Below are 19,602 nucleotides of genomic sequence, written 5' to 3' on the forward strand. Positions count from 1 at the left end.
GCGAGACTGCCAACAATTTCTTAGTCCTACACTCAGCTGAACCGCAAAACACCGATTTGCATTTATCGCCGAAGTACCAGCGCCCCAACCTGCCCCGCACTTTTTCACCTCTAAGATAACAACCTTATTTACGCCAGATCTCCGTCCACTTCGCTGTGAGTTGCCCAGCCGGCAGCCCTTTGGCACAGAAACTCTTAGTCAACGGCCACCTTCTAATCTATGGGTGTCCATTTCCTCTTTTAGAACGCCATTTCTTATCGTTAGATCCCTTCGCTCCACCGGCTCCGCCATGCGGCACTTTATTAGTTAGCACTTTGTTCACCGGGTTCTTCACTACTATGGATCTATCTGACTTCCTGAAGGCGTAAATACCCGGCCTTTGCCTAACTGGCTTCGCCGGACCCGACCCGTGCGGGACACGCACGAATCACCTACAGGATCTCCCGAGTTCCGCGCAAAAGACATCAGTACATGCATCAGGTCAGTTGACTCCGGAGACCGATGTAGATACTCGCAAGAAACGCATCTACCTCTGTTGCCTTCCCCATCACCCAACAAGGTCGGCGATCTCAAATCTTGTTTTCGGAGCTCAATACTGAGCCTGCACCTTCCCCTGTCAACGCTTAACCCTGGCCGTTACCGGACAACGCCCATGACTCGGGGCCTCAGCGGCTTGCTAAACCTTACCGGGTATAGGGCTTTCACCTCCAATCTTTTGCCGATTTATCTCGGCGCACTGGGTGTCCATTTCCTCCTCGGACGCTTCCTTTCTGCTAAACCCTGCTAATTCCCATGCAGTTTCCCAACGCTATCCTTCTGCTTTTTATTCAAATTCACCATTTCAAGCCCAAGTGGAACTCTCCACAACTTCATAGCGCTTAGCTCTTAACTAAGTTGCAATGGCCGCTAGAGATAGTCGCTAGCAATACTGCTAGCGCCTCTCCTTAATCTATGGGTATCAAGATTTGCAGACGTAGTTAATGTCTAGAAATCATACCTACCCTGGAAACCCATAGGTTAGTAAGTCTCCTACAATCTATGAGTGTCCTAGACTACTAGTTTTTTTGGAGCCCAACTAAACTTGTCTATTCCCTTTGCAACATTGCTGAACCAAATCAATTCAACTTCAAGCCAGTCACCTCAATAAAGTCGCTCAATACCACTTCACTTACCGGCTTACCCCATGCATCCTCACCTTTACCCAACTTAACAAGGCTCTCAACAGGCGGTAATTCAAGACCGAGGTTTTGTACAATACAAATGCATTTTTCCAAAAACATTCTAGGTTGTTCTGTGCTAGCGCCATACATATCAACGATCCCCACTTCTACGCAACATTCCACCAAACTATTGAATGTATCTTTAAAATTATGTGGGATGGCTTCATCAACCTCTACAGGAACAGGGTCACCTCTACCAGTAATCGCAATTTCTGTACCTGCCTGCTCCCAGTCAGGAAGGCTATTTGCCGTTGACATGGAAAGCAGATGCTTTATCAACTCAGTAATCGCACTATTAGTAACGCGAATGTGATCGCAAAATATTAGCAGACATAAAGCCGCATAAGCCTGCATTTGACGAACATTTAGATCCTTTTTCATCATTGCGTATATTTAACCCCTAACTGGTCTAAAACGCTTGAACAAGTATTACAAGGCGCTTTGGGTGTCCCATGAATTCCCGATGTGCTTCCAGCCCCACGAACATTCGAAACAGATACGGTTGCCCCATCCAAACTCCTACCCTTATTTAGGGCACGAGAAAGAGCATTAATTTCCGCACATTGGCCACCGTAGCAATTCGCTGGCGCGTTATCTAACGCATTTTGAACAGTAGAGTTTTCATACCCCCCCTGATTTCTACCTACAGTTACAGTTCCATCTTTATGTTTTATAACCGCTACTACATTCGGTCTTTGAGAAGATGGTAAACCTTGAGCTTTGTCTGCCAGCCTAGACGCTGGACTCTTTGCAACCTGCGTTAAAGAATCCCCAAGCTCCTCCGCATCATCCTCCAGCTTCTCTAAAGTTTTTGCTGCTTTTAATGGCTTAACAACAAAGAATATCGCAGCCGCGCCAGCCTGAGACAAGTTCCCAGCCGCCGCATGATCTATTGCTTGCAAGCCATCAGCAATAAACACCTCAAATATCGTGGTTGACCCAACATAGATAAATGCCCCTAAGAGCCCTCCTTGTTGAACACCATAATCCTGGATCTTCTGGAGGTTGCGCATGGCCGCGTCATAGGCGCCAAGATTATCGATCCAAAAACTTCCATTCTCAGGTGGATGACCAATCACTATGATTTCGCCATCATCAAGAACCCCTGGGTCATTGAAACGATGAGTAGACTGCTCACTATTACCAACTACATAGTAGCCACTGGGATCAACAAAGCTGAGCGGGTTGTTAAAGGTATAGGAATACCGGTTGAAGCTCTGGCTATTGTAAGGCGACTGGATAAACAGATCCGTGCTCATAAAGCGGCCAATGACTGGATCATAGACCCGCCCATTCATATGCACCAAAGAGAGCTGATCCAGCATTTCATGGCCGGTGTAACCCTTTGTGGTCGTTAGAGCCTCTGGATCACCAGCAGTTGGGTCGCCATCACTCCAATCATCCAGGCGGCGCAATCCAAATGGGCTGTAGGCTAACCGCTCCACCAAGTTGCCATCGGCATCGGTAATACTCTCTACAGACCCCAGGTGATCGAGGTGCATATAGAGTATTTGTGTATCGCCGGAATCAGCTTCACTGTGCAAAAGGTAGCTACCCAGGTAGCTCTTTTGGGTGGTGCCACTCTCCCCAACCACTACTTCATACTGGCCTCCCGCCAGGTAGTAAGTAGTTACTGAATCATTGACCTGCTTATAGCGAGCGCGGTCCGGACCATAACTGAAGTAGGTGCTATCTATACGGGTGGGCTTGTTAAATACATCGTACTCCGCAGCAACACCTGCCCGACTCGTCATATTGCCGTAAACGTCGTACTGGTATGAAAGACCGCCCGCTTCAGTTACCGCATGGACGCCAGCATTACCGCTACGCTCGTATTTAAGGGTGCCCACATCGGTACGGGAGGTCAGATTGCCCAGGTCATCATAACCGTAATTGATAACCCGACTGCCAGAGGAAAGGCCCGTGGTACTCGCTTTGGTCAGGCGGTTAAGGTCATCAAAAGTAAAGCTCTCGACAATCGCTTCCTGCGCTGAACCCGCACTGTCCTCTCTGCTGCTGGCCCGATTCAGCAGGTTGCCCATGCTGTCATACTGATAACTTAGGGATTGGATATTGCCGGTAACCGTACCCCCCAAGTTTCCATCTCCGGTAATAATTCCGGTTAACAAGCCACTGTCGCTATCGTAAATACTTTTACTGATCAGGCCATTACCGTACTGCTGATAAATCAGGTTGCCCCGCTCATCCTCAGTATCATCCGCCTGCCACAGCAAGGCTGGGGCACTGAGATCGGTAATATCGTAGGCGTACAGCGGGAAACCTTTGCTGTCATAGCTATGCTCAACAGCAAAGCCTCCAGGATAAATAACTGATTGCTCCCGACTGAAAGCATCGTAACTATAAGAAAAACTCTTTGTGCCCAGCCCAGTAATTGATGTCGATATCTGGTCAACTCGTGTCAGGCTGTCGTAATGATAGGATTCACTAAAGTCCGCCTTGGATTTACTGCTGAGCAGACCGTACTTGGTTGTATCGTAAACCCAGCTACTGGTCTCAGACGTATTATCTGCGGCAGTATCTATACGGGAGGTAACCCGGCCCAGTAAATCAAACTCCTGGGTAAAATACTTTTCATTACCCGTTCCCTTAGCCCAAGTCTGCCTGCGCAACTGACCCAGCCCATCGTATTCAAAGTTGAGCTGCCCCGAGTCGGGGTCTTGCATCTGAACTTTATTGCCAGACAAGTCGTAATCAATAGAAATCCGAGTATTTGAATCACCGTTAACTTCAGTTTGCACCAGGTTACCCTGGCTATCGTACTCATAGGAGATAGGCGTGCTATTGGCATCTACAACACGAACAACCTGCCCCAAACTATTTAAGTAGGTGTAGTGCTCTTGCTGGCTACTGCCTCCATCACCATCTTCTACCGTCACCGTACGCTTTATTTTTTGTGCGTAAGTGCTGTCACTACTGTAACTAATTACAAGGCTGCCACCTGCATCACGCTGCTTGGTCTCCATCCGTGACAGCTCGTCATAGGTATAAGTCGTCCAGGCCGTCGCTGAGCTTCCAGTAAAAGGCTCTGATTCACGGTAGACTTGGCCAGCCGTATTGTACTCAGTATCCACTTTAACGCTGCCGCCACTCATGGTGAGTTGCTCACTGCGCACCTCTCGCCCCAGCATGTCGTAGTAGACCGCTGAGGTCGGAGCGCCGAGATAGCCTGGCAAGGCATCATTAGTTATCTCAGAAATTACCGCATATACAGCGTCTGCAGGGCAAGACACCTCACCAGAGTCACAGAAATAACGGAAAATTTCTGTGTAGGTGCCATCTGCAGACTGCTCAACCTCAGCACGGCCAAATGCGTCATACAGCGTGGTTTGGGTCAACCCGTTGGCATCGGTAGTAGAGTTAACCAGGCCATACCGTGTGTCATAGGTTAAAGTGCCGGTATGGTCCAGTGCATTTTTTACAGTCTGGGGATAGAGCTGGTCCAGGAAATCACTGAGCGTTTCAATGGAGCGGCTACTTACATTGCCGCCATCGATATCGCCACCGGTAACCTTGGTATTAGTCACCAAGCCCTGGCTATTGCGTGTGTAAGTGGTTTGCAGCCAGTTATCCTCGCCCACAAACTCCTTACTGACCGCTACCGCAAGAGTATCCGGTTCTGCAGTGTAGGTATGGGTATAGGAACGCTGATCGGAGCTACTACCATTATTAGTAGTTACCGTACGGCTACCTACAAAGGAAATCAGCCAGTCACTTTCATTGGGGGAAACACTACTAACTGTTTTCTTAGTGCCCTCCACCCCGGTCACCGTACTGCCAGAGAGGCCTGCACCGGATGTTAAAGTAACCGTTAGCGGGTTTCCGTAGGCATCAAAACTGCTCTCTGCCTTGCTAACTTTTTGAGGAGAGGATGCACTACTCGTTGTTAAGCCGTATTCACGGGTAATACTATCGGCCAAATAGGGGAAGCGATCATTACTGCTATGTAGCTTATAGCTATTATCGATTATCTCTACCAGCTTGCCATTGGAGTTTTTAATCGTCTTGGAAGACAAAAATCCAGTGTAGGGAAACTCTTGCAAGTATTCGCTGGTTGTAACCAAATCGGAAACAGCATCTTCAACTATCTGCTCTTCAAAGCCCAAGAAACCACGACCGTATAGATCGCGCTTGAATCCCTTATAGTGATAATAACGATTTCTATCTCCTCCTAAGCCATCACTGGTTTCCGTTTGGTAAACCACATAGTGGCCACTGACATCATTAATAGCCGGAAAATCAGAGCCCTGTACACTGGTATATACGCTACCGCCATTCACTATACGACTAGATATCAGGGGGCTGTATGAAAATTCTACGCCGGCACCAAGACTGTTAGTGGCACTCTTTAAGAGATCAGTCCTACTCTCAGCTCCCATTAATAATTGAACAGGGTCTCCAGCTCCCCCAACCTCAGATGGAGCCGCCCTACTATAGTAAACATCTGCTTGGCCATCGCTATTGATATCAAATATCACTGGAGGATTATCTTCAGAGATATCGTAATCCAACAGGTGCTCCAGAATCCCACCAAAGGGGTCAACATCGAGCTCTACAAAAGTTGGAGTTGCCTGCCCCTGCGAATCGGTTACTTGTGTCGACAGCAATACTCTCCAGGCCGATCCATCCGCCTTCTGAGCGACAATATCCATTAACCCATCGCGGTTATAGTCCATCGGGAAGGACACCTGGTTTTGGTGATCACCAGTACTAATACCTGTGTCAATTTCATCACCAAATGTACCGCCTTCGTTTAAATAGATCCGCCAGCTACCGTTTGTTGCACCATCATCTGTAATTCGGACCAAGAAGTCTTGCAGTCCATCGCCATTAATATCGGTAAATATACCGTTATAGTTAGTGTCGTAATGCTTGTGTTTCGTCGTTTTTATATGCCACTTATTAGTCCTAAAAATTGACCGGTTTGTGCCTGACAACTCGGAGACCTGCACGATATCAACATCTTCACCATCACCGCGCGGTAAAATCGGTGTGGAGTCATATTCCAGAACTCCATCACCCTTGTTTCTAAGAATGTAGCGCCCACTACTGCTATGAACAGAAAGATCTAGCAGACCGTCATTATCTATATCAACAACCAAGGGGCTTCTTGTGCTGAAACGATCCGAACTCCCGTACATGGAGCCATCACCTTTATCAACAAAATTATCCCCGCCATCATCCCATTCAGCGTCATTCCTCAACCATACAGAACCACCAAACCCGATACGACTTAGGAAAAAGTCATCGCGACCATCACTATTAAAATCCGCAACTACCACAGTGGCCTGAGAGGACACCATATTGGCGCAACAGTCATCATCTTTAGGGAAAACCTTGGTAATTGTAGAGTTACCAGAACCATCGAGATCAAATCGGACTATATGTAACGCTAAATATGCTTGGCCTGTAGGAGCAACGGACCGATCCCCCAAAAGCATCCCGTACTCACTACCAAGCCTAATGGGCTGAACGATATCCCCATCATCGGTGCCCTCTGTAATGACACCATCTGACGTGGTAACCGCTGTAGAAGTAAAACAACCCTCCTCAGTCCCCCGAGCAACAAACCAACTATCACCCTTAAAAACAATGTCCTTAATACCATCATTATCGACATCCATAATCAAAGGAGATACAGAACGGAGGTAATCAGCTGGATCATTTTCACAGTGGCTAAAATCTGGGCTTTCAAAGCCCATTTCACCATCCTGCCAAGCAAAAGTAGTCGGTCGCGCGCAATCCTGGGTCACCCCATCATCACGATACCCACATTCGGTTATACCCGCCAGGCGATATCGATGAGTAATACCGCCACGCTCATAGTGCAGGTTATATTCCCGCACAGGGGTTCCACTGGTAGAGCTTGAGGGATTGGTAACACCAATATAGGTGGTTACTGATGTAAGAAGCTTGCTGGTGACGATACTGCCACCATCGTCATAACCCCAGGGGCGATCTGTCAGATAGCTGGCACTACCAGTCTCGCGATCTTCATATTCAAAACGCACAGCTGAATCGGGACTATAATCCACTCGCTGGGGATAAAACTCACCGGAAGAATTATCCTCGTAATAGGTAACCGTATAACTATTACCAAAACGGTCGGTTACTTTATTGACAGCCCAAGTGCCTATAGGACCGCTGGATTGGCCTGGGGCCTCCACCCGGCTATTTGAAGTATTACCAAATTCCAGAATCAGGCCACTGCGGGTCCAGGCTTTAAAATACTTGGGCCCATTACTTTGTGAGCCACTGGAAACTATCTTGGTAAATGTATCAATCTCAGTGCGGTACTCTGTACCGCTTGCCCAGTATTGGCTATTGGTTGCAGGATCACTGGCAGCGCTAACTGCAATCAGTTTTTTCCCGTCCAGACAAAGGCGCTCACTGGTGCTGTAACGCTCCACCCCCGACTGGGCAGACGTGCCCTCTGTTGCCAGAGTCGGCTTGCAGCGATGAATATAGGAAAGGCCGTTTAGTTGCCACCCCATTCCCAGCAAGCCGTTACCACTTTGACTGCTGTATCCTAAAGAGAGCTTAGGCTCTATCCCATTAATACCCACAGGGATCTCAAGGGGCATATTATATGAAGCTGTTCCGGTGGGCCCCACCCCGGCATTGCCTTTCGAAAGGGCAACAAAACTACTACTGCTATCCAGGTAAACCTTAAGCGCTGATAGCTCACCACTGCTATCACCGTAAGCTACTTCATGAACACTATCAGAGCCTTCAAGCAGCAGATCATCAATCCCGTCACCATCAACATCCGATACCGACACCGATGCCCGATTAGATGCAAATAAATTGCTATCCAAATAATCTGAGATAACAGGAGTATTCCCCGACAATAAAACCAGGCTGTCATCACTGGCGCTGGTGCCTTGCAGGAAATAGTCAGTATTACCATCCCCATCAAAATCGCCCGTCAAAAGTGATTGGCGTGCACTGGACCAATTGACACCATCCAGCGTTGACTGATTGGGAGAAGAGATTACGCTGTAAGTCCCATCACCGTTAGAGAGCAGTACAATTGCCTCGTACAACGAATCGGTAACAATAGGGGTAATTACATCTCCGTGAAGTAAGACATAATTAGGATTTGGTGACAGGTAGAGGTCATCATTACCATCTCCATCATAATCCCCAGTCAATACTTCATGGCCAACTCTTGTCCACTCGACATCATTGGCATTAGCTGCTCCAACGAAACCTGCAAAAGTAAAAAATAATGCTAATTTAAGGGGGGTTCGAAAATCGAAAAGACAACCCAATACCGATTTCATTTTTAACATGCTTCTTCATCCCCCAGAACGATGCTTTTGTAGGCTACTTACGTTTCTTTAGCGTAAGAATAAAGGTCAAGTTCTTATTGTTTTAAGTACGTAACCAGAAAGTGCCCCTAAACAACTGCACTTACAAACATTTCTAAAATGTAAAAAATTGCCGGAATACTATTCTGTAAAGAACATTTTTACAAGAAAAGCCTAAAACAACAAATAACAATTTGAGAAAAAGCACAAATGCAATAAAAGTCATATTTTCGCTTCATATATGCACTAGAATTTTTTCTAAGCACCCACAAGCAGAAAATCCACATTACCGCAAAATATGTCCGCAACAACTCAAAAAGAAGAGCGCCGCTTGACACCAAGGTGTGAATATGTGAGCAAATCAACAAAAGGAATAGCGACACCTAATGATAATTATGAGGCAAACAAAAAGGGAAATGGAGTTAGAAAGATAAATTTAGAGCACAATCAAGCGAAAAAAATGAGATGCCAAGAAAGTAAGCTCCAGAAAATCACGACTCAGCCCAAGCGAAAAGGGTATCAAAAGTCTGTAGAAAACTATTTACAATTATTAACAAGGGGGAGACATAGCTCCCCCAGCATTGTCAGTTCACGCTATTCGAATGATATACCATTGCCTGCCAAACATTTTGCTGACCACTCACATAGCTATCATGCGTTGGATTCTTGATATAAGTCCAAGCCACCTTTCCATCGCCTAAATACATAGGCTCATCCAAGCCACCCCAACCATAATTTGGCAATTCTACGGGCCCTTCAAGTACATTTAAATCTGCATCAATTTCCATTACATAGAAGGCCTTTGGTACTAACAATCGCTTAGAACCGTTATCGGCATAAATACGGTTATATGTGAGGTTGTCAGAAATACACTGAAATTTTGCATACCCAAATAAGTAACGTCCATTTTTTAAATCAATAAGTTGTGGATCACTGATTTGGCAATCATCATCCTCGACCAACCAATTAAAGCCCTGCCCCTCCATACTACCTGTAGAGCTGACCTTGGCGATGCCAATACGGGTTAATGAGCTGGAATCTAATGCATCACCAGAATAAAGTCCCTGCCTTGTTATTGTGGAGAAACTATCGTCATCTTCCCAGTAGTTATAACTCATGTAGGACAGGAAACAGTTTGTGGTGTCGTAATCTGCACAATCTTCATCGAACGGGCCTATCCCAGATGGATCAATACCGACTTCATCCTGGAGAAAACGATCCATATCCACATCTTCAATATATTTAGGCGAAACAACCAAAGAAAGGTTCGTATTGGCATCCACTGGTACAACAGTATGACCGCCACCATTAGATACCATCGCAGACGTTGAAGGAACGAAGTGATTAAAGCGTCCTTCTGTAGACGAACTGGAAGTTTCCATTTTCACGGCAATAGTTCCCAGCTGCCCATGAGTACTGCCAATCCAATCATTCCAATCACTGGTACAAATTGCACCGAACATTTCATTATCTGGATTATAGAACGAGCGAATATTTACAACGTGGCCATCACCGCAAGCCCAATACCAACCGCGATTATCTGTGCTACTCATATCCAGAGACCAATTATTACGATCAATAACCGTTAAGCCTGCCGAATAATGGGAACTCCCATTCCCGTCAAATACCCGCGCAGAAACTGAGAACCCGTAGCTACTACGACCTTGGCTGTCATCTTCAACATAAATCAGCTCTTGTGCGCCAAGATGAGTTCCACCATGCATTTTATTGACTACATAAGCATCGGGAACTTCATCCAAAGACTGATTTTCCCATTCCAAAAGCCAGATCTGCTCGTTATAACTGTAGCTGGCATCGCGAATATGCTGCAACAAATCATCAAAGTCACCAGAGGATAGGCTGGAAATAATATAATCCATCTCCTCCTGCATATCTGACCCTTTAATGGTGGTGAATGAAGGTGAGTCTCCAAAATCAGTATCAGGGAAGGTTGCCTCCAAGCCAGCAAGGAAATCATCAAAAGTCAGAGAGGGGTGCTCTGTAAAGAAATCAATATATTTACTGTGGTTGGTAGCAACCAAAAGACCAATTTCGTTCTCAATACGGGATTCAATGGTGTCAATATTATCTTCCATTTTCATCCAGGTTGAACCATATTGCTCAATAAGATCAGCCTCGACGTCATAGCGCTCATTGGCTTGATACTCGGTATTGCATAGAACTGCTACCGTGGAGCAATCGGAACTTACGGCTATGCCGTGGGATTCATAACACTGGTTTAACAGCGTAGCATTTCCTGTTGGCTCAAAACTGGAAGTATCTGGATCATACTGCAGCTCATAAACAGAACCGTGGGTCGTATCCGCAGCAGTGTCACCCTCTGACAAAGTAGTAGAAACAAACATCCTCGGAGTGTCAGTGTCTGTCGCACAGGTCGCAGTATAACTGCGAATCGGGATATCAATATCCTCTTCATCCTGCTCCCCGTCAGTACGCGCTATGTAGTGCGCCATCTGATAAACCTCACGAGCATTGTTCATTCCTTCTGGTAGGGTTACATCAATAGCGGTCAATGACGCAAACCCCAAATCAGTAAGTTCCACATCCCCAAGAACAACTGTGGTACCGACATTATCGGAAATCGGCGTATTATCATCGCCAGACGTATCCTCGCCACTACTACCTTGACCACTACTACCCTGACCACTACCGCTATCTGTAGAAGAACTACTTGAATCTGAAGAGGAACCTCCTCCCCCACCGCCACATGCGGCCAGCAATGCTGTTAAAGAAAGTGCCAATAACTTTTTATTTATTAGTAAGCCCATCAGTTCTGCCCAACTCGTATGTCACTAAAATAATTCATTACTACTTAATATCCTCGCCTGAATTTGTATCTCCACGCTAAGGACCGGCGTGAACTTTAGAGGAATGCAATCGATTGTCTGTGAACTGGTTCTGGGGGCCGCCTGGGGGCGATAAGTGGTAACTCCATAGCGATAAACGGTATTAAACTATCACCGAGTAAAGCGAATCTGCACGAATAAAAGTTGGCCAATTTTTTATAGCATACACTTTCATTCAACTGTTACAGCTGTAACGGTCTACCGAAACTGAGAAGTTTATAAAACTGATATAATCCCATTAATACACTATAAGCTGGTACTGAATCGGACCCTTATTTATTCACTGTGAAGAATGTCAACTACCATGGAACAGCAAGAGCTGGAGCAATAGAAGAGATTATCGTTACTGCTTCCAGAGCTAGAAATAGTAAGCTGAAATTAGCTTTTCAGAAGCATATAGAGAAACTGGGGTTAACTCCTTCGATGAAGTTCAGTATGAGGCTTCGTTATCGGTGGATTTTCAGGTTATGCCGGCAGACATGGAAGAATAGTGTTCGATCAAACCCTCTAATTGATAGAAGTCCAAGCAGGTACTTCTACCAACTAAATACCTCTGTTGTTTAGCCTACCGAAAGTGACAATATCTGGCTAATCTCATTTAAACTACGATTTGACTGGGATTGCCAAATTTCAATGGCTGCTTTTAATGCTGCCCAGTCTTTCTTGGAGGAGGGGGACTTGTCGACAACCCCTTCTCGAATAAGGGCTCGAATGGTATCACTCGCAAAAACCAAAGTATCAACTCCCATTCGTCTTAGAAATACTTGGGCAGTCTTACCACCAAGTCGATCGCCACCTTTACGTAGGTACAGAAGATTCTCAATATAGTTGTCTGTATTCCAGCTGGAAAAATACTGGCCCAAACTTCCATGCTCATTAGATAAATGCCAGAAGAAGTCTGCATTTCTCTGAATGGAGCGAGTTTTAGTCCAGTGCTTGATCATACCTTCCTGCCGCATTAGGTCATCTAGTGCCTCTTCAGGCAAGTAACGACAGAACGAAACATCAAAGCCATAAAAGATTTTCTCTATATCCGGCCACTTTTTTTCAACAACCTTCCAGCTAAAACCGGCTTGGAAAACAGCCCGGGATGCCGATGACAACCACTGGCTATCATGTATCTCTCTCAGGAACTGCGCAGGCTTGGGCTTAACCAGCTTCGACTGAAGTCCGTCTAACCCTCCAAATCGATCAATCACAGGTGCCTCAATGGCGGCGAACTCACGCATAATTCAGACCTTCCAGATAAATCCACCTTCATTCTACGCCTATAACTAGAAATTCAAAGTATTTAGTTTTTAGCGGAACACTAAAAAGTGTTGTACACGCTTAGCCTGCCCACACAATACGAAAAGCCAACAGGTTCTAGAGGTAAATATTTCAGATTGCTGTAAAAGAAAAGGACAGTTCAATTCTTCCAACAAATAAAGGGGAGCCGCCCCCCCTTTATTTACATGAGATTTAATTAAGGATGTAAAGAATAATTAGCCACCCATAATCAGACTTATATCGCTAAAATAAGCATAACGCATTTATTGCTTAACTTTCTTATCGATCTCTCCATTTTTGTAGCCAAGTAAATCGAGGTAAAATGCATACTGTAAAGCGGTCTCCTTATAGCGACGGAAACGACCCGAAGAGCCACCGTGACCTGCTTCCATATTGGTATTGAATAACAACTGATTTTCATCGGTCTTCAATTCGCGTAACTTTGCCACCCATTTCATTGGCTCAAAGTATTGCACCTGGGAATCATGTAGCCCAGTGGTTACCAACATATTGGGGTAATCCTGAGCTTTCACCTGGTCATAGGGAGAATAGGAAAGCATATATTCATAACTATCCTTATTATTAGGATTGCCCCACTCGTCATACTCATTAACAGTCAGGGGAATTGACTCATCAAGCATGGTAGTTACCACATCAACAAATGGCACCGCCGCAGTAACTCCCCGGTACAAATCCGGCTCCATATTGACTACCGCCCCCATCAACAGCCCCCCGGCACTACCACCTGAAGCAAAGATTTTATCAGGGGCGCCATATTTTAATTTTCCCAACGCCTTAGTAACGTCGATGAAATCAGTGAAAGTATTCTTTTTATTGAACATCTTTCCATCTTCGTACCAGGCACGCCCCAACTTTTGGCCGCCACGAATATGGGCAATAGCAAATACAAAACCTCGGTCAAGCAAGGACACCACTGAAGAACGGAACCAGGGATCAACGGTGCTGCCGTAAGAGCCATAGGCATATTGCAATAATGGATTAGAGCCATCTTTGTTGAATTTATCTTTACGATAAACCAAAGATACCGGCACTTTAACACCATCGCGTGCTGCTACCAGGATACCCTCGCTCTGATAGTGCTCTGGGTCAAAACCACCCAGAACTTTGTCTTGCTTAAGTAATTCCAACTCGCCACTATCCAGCTTGGCTTCATAAACACTATTTGGTGTCGTTAAACTCGAATAAGATACTCGAACACTCTCTGAATCCAAGTTTGGATTTGCACTCAAGCCCAATCTGTATACCGGATCATTAAAACCTACTTGGAGGTCCTTATTATTCTCTAAATTAATGATTCGGAGACCCGTTTGCCCCGCTTTTCGTTCTATTACTGCCAGATGATGATCAAATAAAGTGAAATCTTCCAGCAAAACCTTACTACTATGAGGTATGACTTCCTGCCAATTAGACTTATCTGTTGCGTCGTCCATGGCAACCTTCATAAGGCGGAAGTTTTCAGCTTGCCAGTTGGTCATGATATAAAAATCACTCCCTAACTTTAACGCTGAATACTCGTGATCCTCTTCCCGGGGATATAAGGGAGTAAAATCAGCAAGAGGAGTGTTCGCATCCAGGATTGACTGGCCACTGCTAGTTGTAGAACTGTGGTGAATGCGTATCAGCTCTCCATCCCAGGATTTGGAAATCCACGTATAGAAAGCCTTATCTATCTCTTCGTAAACAACAACATCTTCACTCTGCGGCGTGCCCAGCTTATGGCGCATTACTTGATAGCCGAGCAGAGTTTGATGGTCCTTATTGATATAGAAGACAGTTTGGTTATCGTTTGCCCAAACGGCAACTGGTGAAGCATTCTCCAATTTATCTGGCAGCATCTCACCAGTCTTTAAGTCCTTGAAGCGAATCGTGTAAACACGGCGCCCAACACTATCTTCAGGATATGCTACCAATTGATTACTGGGAGAAACCGCCAGGCGCCCTACACTAAAGTAGCCGTGGCCTTCAGCCAGCACATTCACATCCAGCATAACCTCTTCAGGTGCTTTCTGGGTCCCTTTACGTCGCGCGTGGATCGCGTATTCTTTCTCAGGAAGATAGCGGCTGTAATACCAGTAGCCATTATAATAAACGGGAACCGTTGATTTATCTTTCTCCAGGCGGCCAGTCATTTCCTCAAAGAGTAATTCCTGTAACTCTTCAGTGTGGTGCATTACCAAATCGGTATAAGCATTTTCTGCTTCCAGATGAGCAATAACATCTGGCGCCTTACGTTCATCGTCGCGCATCCAGTAGTAATTATCGATGCGCTCATGGCCATGCATAACCATTTTGTGTGGTACTTTCATTGCTACAGGAGCAGAGGTTTGCTCACTAAACAAGGTTTTTTCCTCTACAGCTTGGTTGCTCTTCTCTTCGCCACACCCTGTTAAACCAAGGGTGAGCAACAGTGTTGCTGTGGTTTTATTCATCGAACTCTATCTCTCCTATCTATTTTTCTTTTATCCATTCGCCTGCTTATTCACATCTCACACTGGCTATGATGGAGACAAACACTATCCAGCCAGGATTAACCAGCTCATCCCTGCTATTATCAGCGATGCTGTCACACTGAGTATCGCGCCCTCTCGAACCATATCCTGTATACGTACTTTACCGGTTCCATACGCAATCGCATTAGGCGCAGTAGCCACAGGCAGCATAAATGCACAACTGGCACTCATCGCCGCAGGTATCATCAGTACCATGGGCTCAAAACCCGCTGAAGTGGCAGCTACAGCTAAAATTGGCATAAGTAGAGTTGCCGTAGCTGTATTGCTGGTTATCTCTGTCAAGAAGGTCACACTAAGGCATAGAATGACCAACAACAACCACAGTGGCATCGCCGTCAGGAAAGAAAGACCGTTACCGAGCATATCGCTCAGTCCAGAACTGGAAAAACCTTTTGCTAGCGCTATGCCGCCGGCAAACAGTAACAGCATGCCCCAGGGAATTGTCTCTGCCGTCTGCCAATCCAGCAAGCGCCCTCCCTTACCGTTAGGCACTAGAAACATAGCGACAACGGCTGCTAGAGCCACGGTTCCATCACCGGCGGCATCAATACCTATCAATTCGCTCCAACCACCAAACGGTGCATTGCGAGTAACCCACAGGAGAATTGCCACACCGAAAACCATTAAGGTTCGCTTCTCCTCTTGCCTCCACTCTCCCACTTGAGGGGGCTCAATATCATTTTTCAGATGCACATGACGGGTCAGCCAGAGGGCCATTATAGGCAGCGTCACCAAAGCAACTGGGACTCCTATTTTCATCCAGCCCAGGAAGCTAAACTCTCGTCCGGTTACTTCCTCGTATATTCCCATAAAAATAACATTGGGTGGCGTGCCCAGAGGAGTACCTACCCCACCCAGGCTTGCGGCATAGGCAATACCCAGGATCAGGGCAATACTTAAGCGCTCGTTGTCAATCTTACTGAGAATCGCCAGAGCTATAGGCAGCATCATCAATGTGGTAGCAGTATTGGAAATCCACATGCTCAAGAAGCCTGCCGCCAACATAAATCCGAGCACCAGCCTGCGGCCGCTGGAGACCCCCACAATACGCAACATATACAGGGCAAGGCGCTCGTGGGCCCCACTTTTCTCCAGGGCCTTGGACAAAATAAAGGCCCCCATCAGCAACAGAATGACATGACTTCCCAAGGAAGCTGCCACCTCCCGATGGTCCGCTACTCCAAATAGAGGCAAGAGGACAAAAGGCACCAGTGACGTTGCGGGGATTGGCAGTGCCTCCGTTATCCACCAAATCACTGTTAACAAGGTAATTGCAGCAGTTACTGCTGGTAGATACTGCATTCCCAACGCTGATAAAAAGAAATAGAAGGCCACAGCAAAAAGAGGACCCAGAACTATAAAGCGCTGCCGCGCGATTGACATACCTGCCCCCAACTACTCAAGGGTTTAATTTTTATAAGTTTGAATCTTGGGAGGGGTATAAACTCCTCGATCAAGATGGCCGATAAAAATACAAGAAACTGGTCCTTTTGCGCAGCTCTTTTTATTCCTAGAATAAAATTCCCTCATGGAATTGGGTGTTACACCGTTGAATCCCTTAAATAACTGATGTTCAGTGATCAAATAGCAATCTATGTAACTGAAGGCATTGCGAGCAGTAGGGTATGTAATCACTTACGCGCACCCAAAAATATGGACATAACTGACTATCAAGACTGAAAAAGTAGCCCTTTGTACCATCACTTTTGTACATCTCTCTGGCATCCGTCAAACTATCGCCCACAATAGCTAGTAGTAGAATGAGGGCGGAAAGGAATCATGAGCAATATACCCAACACTGTGGAAGTCCTGGAGAAGCTCCGCTGGAATGCTCACCTGTGCAAACACAGCCACTTCCGAGCCTCCATGAAGGGGCGCAATTTGCATGTGCTTTGCGGGGTGCCCATCGTTGTCGTCAACCTGTTCCTCGGTTCGCTTTTCTTCTCCCTGATCAATGCAGAGCTGCCTGATTGGACCAAGTGGAGTGGTGCGGCGCTGGCCCTGCTGGCCGCGCTATTGGGCGGCGTGCAAACTTTCTTCAATTTTAAGAAAAACTATGAGGGACATCGGCAGGTAGGCAACGAGTACCTGGCAATCGCCAGGGAGTGTGAGCGGCTGATTGCCCTTTACTTCGACGATATCCTGGATCTTGAGCATCTATCCAAGAAGATCTCAGAACTGAATACACGCTACAGTGAAATCAACCAGCGAGCAGAAGAGTTTATTGTCTCAGATAAGGTATACAGGCAAGCGGTGCATATCCAGAATCAAAAGGCCAACCGAGAGCCCTCTCTGGTAGAGCAGATGCGTAATCGCCAGGCTGCTGCGCAAAGAGTCGCCGAGGAGGCTCTCGAAATCGCAGAGAGCAGCCACTAACTACCCCATCAATACCGCAGTACTTTCCTGGGGAAGTGGTAACTTCCCCACTTCCTATAGTAACAAACCGAAAAATGCAGACAGATCACAGTAGTCATCAACCCAGCACAGACACTTACCCATTATGCTATTTAGCCACCGATATCGGTACACCGAGCAATGTCGGCGGCCTATTTCGTATCGCAGATGCACTCGGCGTAGAGAAAATTTATTTAACTGGTGAAAGCCTGGTTCCACCTAATTCCAAAATTCGGAAAGTTTCCCGGTCTACAGAAAAGTACGTTCCCTACGAATATCATTCATCTGCAGTCAATATCGCGCAAACCTTAAAAAATAAGGGCTATCGATTAATTTGCCTGGAGATTGCCTCAAATAGCGTCGAACTCAAAGATACCCCCGTTTCCAAAGGGAATAAAATATGTTTGGTATTGGGTTCTGAAAAGGATGGGGTCAACCCCGAACTTCTGGAACTGGCAGATGCTGTGGTACACATACCTATGCAGGGTATCAATTCCTCAATGAATGTTACTTCCGCCTGCGCTATAGCGACCTATGCTTTGCTAGAAAAAATTTAATCGGGCACTTTGACCATTATGTTTTTCTGATTAACATAGTCGGGATCACCGCCCAACCTTTTATTGCAGTTCAATCCATTAATTGCCTGGATCTCCGCATTGCTCAAATTAAAATCAGATAATAAGAAGTTATTGCGAATGTGATCCAGGCTTTCCGCCTTGGGAATAACTATGCGATGCTGCTGGATATTCCACTTAAGGATAACCTGCCCCGAAGTCACCCCGTGATTTTGCGCAATATCCACAATTACTGGATCTATGAGAGGTTTTTCATGAGCCTCGACACCGCTCCATGTAGATCCCGACCCCAAAGGAGACCAGCTGCAAATCGCAATTTTATGGAACTGGCAATAATCTACTAAAGGCTGCTGAGTGAAATAGGGATGCAGTTCAATTTGATTACAAACAGGGCGCACTTCCGAGAAAGTCGCCAGTTGTTCAATATCAGATTTACGAAAGTTTGATACCCCCAGGGCCCGCACTTTTTTCTGCTGGTAAAGCGCCTCCATTGCACCCCAGGTCTCCCGGGTATAGGCCGGCATAGGCCAATGGATCAGATATAGATCCAAGTATTCCAGCTGCAATCGCTCCAGGCTACGGGCAAATGCATCGTGAGTTTTATTGGTTCCCTGCTCCGTATCCCAAACTTTACTGGTAATAAAAAGCTCTTCCCTCGCTAGGCCGGATTCTTTGATCGCTCTTCCCAGAGCTCGCTCATTTCCGTAGACCGATCCTGTGTCAAAATGACGGTATCCCACAGACATGGCTTTCAAAATAACTTCTGTTACATACTCATCATCCTGCTGCCAGCTGCCAATCGCAGCCATTCCCATACCGAGCTGAGGTATCTCTACACCGTTATTCAATTCGAGAAAATACATAATCAATATCCTTTCAGACTACTGAGCGGTAAATCAGCAAGGACCAAGAGGGAATATAACCGGGGTCACATTTATTTCGCTGAGTGTAGGCCGTACAGAAGTCAACGCGTAGAAAACAGCGAACTCACGCCAACTCCTGACTGCTAATCACTCACCATGCAATAAAAAGAAACTAATTTGCTAAGTTCAGTGAATATAAGCGATTATTTTGGAGGAAGTGAGCCCGCAAATACCGCTCCACGACTGACCCAGTTATCCAAATCCTCTGCGACAGCATCTTCTTCCACATACACCATGCCTTTTAAGGGGCGCCCGGTGTAATCCATAGGCCGGGTATAGCGTTCGGCCAACGCAGTTTGATACTCATCGGGCCCAACCCGGACCATCAACTCCTCTCCAACAACCCCACAGGCCATATTGCCATTCAACATAAAAGCGAGACCTCCAAACATCTGCTTTTCACTGAGGCCTTCATTTCCCTGAAGTAATTTGCGCACTTTTTCAGCCAGAGTTTCGCTGTACGCCATAGTTTTCTCCTTAATCACTTTTACC

General features: G+C 46.2%; 10 protein-coding genes. 2 read left to right on the plus strand and 8 right to left on the minus strand.

The annotated features are described in order from the left end of the window. Nucleotides 1-1,115 precede the first annotated feature (1,115 nt). The 6 genes from ACJJIW_RS00375 to ACJJIW_RS00400 form a co-directional block, all read right to left on the minus strand. Nucleotides 1,116-1,604: a hypothetical protein gene (locus ACJJIW_RS00375; RefSeq protein ID WP_444936439.1), complete on the minus strand. Its 489-nt coding sequence runs from the start codon at nt 1,602-1,604 to the stop codon at nt 1,116-1,118. Next, nucleotides 1,601-8,533, minus strand: coding sequence for an FG-GAP-like repeat-containing protein (locus ACJJIW_RS00380; protein ID WP_444936440.1), 6,933 nt, complete (start codon nt 8,531-8,533; stop codon nt 1,601-1,603). The genes ACJJIW_RS00375 and ACJJIW_RS00380 overlap by 4 nt, the downstream gene beginning before the upstream one ends. Nucleotides 8,534-9,135: 602 nt before the next feature. After that, nucleotides 9,136-11,340, minus strand: a complete 2,205-nt coding sequence (locus tag ACJJIW_RS00385) for a hypothetical protein (protein WP_444936441.1) — start codon at nt 11,338-11,340, stop codon at nt 9,136-9,138. 638 nt (nt 11,341-11,978) lie between these two features. Beyond that, nucleotides 11,979-12,647, minus strand: a complete 669-nt coding sequence (locus tag ACJJIW_RS00390) for a DNA-3-methyladenine glycosylase I (RefSeq protein ID WP_444893072.1) — start codon at nt 12,645-12,647, stop codon at nt 11,979-11,981. A 303-nt stretch (nt 12,648-12,950) separates the two neighbouring features. Then, nucleotides 12,951-15,137 (minus strand): S9 family peptidase, encoded by a 2,187-nt coding sequence (locus tag ACJJIW_RS00395; RefSeq protein ID WP_444936442.1) that lies wholly within the window; start codon nt 15,135-15,137, stop codon nt 12,951-12,953. A gap of 84 nt (nt 15,138-15,221) precedes the next feature. Beyond that, complete coding sequence (locus tag ACJJIW_RS00400; protein ID WP_413662969.1) at nt 15,222-16,601, minus strand: SLC13 family permease; 1,380 nt, start codon at nt 16,599-16,601, stop codon at nt 15,222-15,224. 396 nt (nt 16,602-16,997) lie between these two features. Between ACJJIW_RS00400 and ACJJIW_RS00405 the strand changes: the two genes are divergently transcribed. Both ACJJIW_RS00405 and ACJJIW_RS00410 read left to right on the plus strand, forming a co-directional pair. Continuing rightward, nucleotides 16,998-17,594 (plus strand): SLATT domain-containing protein, encoded by a 597-nt coding sequence (locus tag ACJJIW_RS00405; RefSeq protein ID WP_282933804.1) that lies wholly within the window; start codon nt 16,998-17,000, stop codon nt 17,592-17,594. A gap of 74 nt (nt 17,595-17,668) precedes the next feature. Then, entirely contained in the window at nt 17,669-18,169 is a 501-nt protein-coding gene (locus tag ACJJIW_RS00410) for a TrmH family RNA methyltransferase (RefSeq protein WP_282933805.1), read from the plus strand. Here ACJJIW_RS00410 and ACJJIW_RS00415 read toward each other — a convergent pair. Together ACJJIW_RS00415 and ACJJIW_RS00420 are read right to left on the minus strand one after the other, a co-directional pair. Continuing rightward, nucleotides 18,166-19,050, minus strand: coding sequence for an aldo/keto reductase (locus ACJJIW_RS00415; RefSeq protein ID WP_282933806.1), 885 nt, complete (start codon nt 19,048-19,050; stop codon nt 18,166-18,168). The two genes, ACJJIW_RS00410 and ACJJIW_RS00415, sit on opposite strands and share 4 nt — an antisense overlap. A 203-nt stretch (nt 19,051-19,253) precedes the next feature. Next, nucleotides 19,254-19,577: a TfoX/Sxy family protein gene (locus ACJJIW_RS00420; protein WP_282933807.1), complete on the minus strand. Its 324-nt coding sequence runs from the start codon at nt 19,575-19,577 to the stop codon at nt 19,254-19,256. Nucleotides 19,578-19,602: the final 25 nt, after the last annotated feature.

This window comes from Microbulbifer maximicatervae (SeqCode), from assembly GCF_052467815.1.

Excerpts from the sequence above, each read along its gene's own strand:
- ACJJIW_RS00405 (WP_282933804.1), top strand. The coding sequence starts at position 16,998 with ATGAGCAATATACCCAACACTGTGGAAGTCCTGGAGAAGCTCCGCTGG.
- ACJJIW_RS00400 (WP_413662969.1), bottom strand. The coding sequence starts at position 16,601 with ATGTCAATCGCGCGGCAGCGCTTTATAGTTCTGGGTCCTCTTTTTGCT.
- ACJJIW_RS00380 (WP_444936440.1), bottom strand. The coding sequence starts at position 8,533 with ATGTTAAAAATGAAATCGGTATTGGGTTGTCTTTTCGATTTTCGAACC.
- ACJJIW_RS00385 (WP_444936441.1), bottom strand. The coding sequence starts at position 11,340 with ATGGGCTTACTAATAAATAAAAAGTTATTGGCACTTTCTTTAACAGCA.
- ACJJIW_RS00420 (WP_282933807.1), bottom strand. The coding sequence starts at position 19,577 with ATGGCGTACAGCGAAACTCTGGCTGAAAAAGTGCGCAAATTACTTCAG.
- ACJJIW_RS00415 (WP_282933806.1), bottom strand. The coding sequence starts at position 19,050 with ATGTATTTTCTCGAATTGAATAACGGTGTAGAGATACCTCAGCTCGGT.
- ACJJIW_RS00375 (WP_444936439.1), bottom strand. The coding sequence starts at position 1,604 with ATGATGAAAAAGGATCTAAATGTTCGTCAAATGCAGGCTTATGCGGCT.
- ACJJIW_RS00395 (WP_444936442.1), bottom strand. The coding sequence starts at position 15,137 with ATGAATAAAACCACAGCAACACTGTTGCTCACCCTTGGTTTAACAGGG.
- ACJJIW_RS00390 (WP_444893072.1), bottom strand. The coding sequence starts at position 12,647 with ATGCGTGAGTTCGCCGCCATTGAGGCACCTGTGATTGATCGATTTGGA.
- ACJJIW_RS00410 (WP_282933805.1), top strand. The coding sequence starts at position 17,669 with ATGCAGACAGATCACAGTAGTCATCAACCCAGCACAGACACTTACCCA.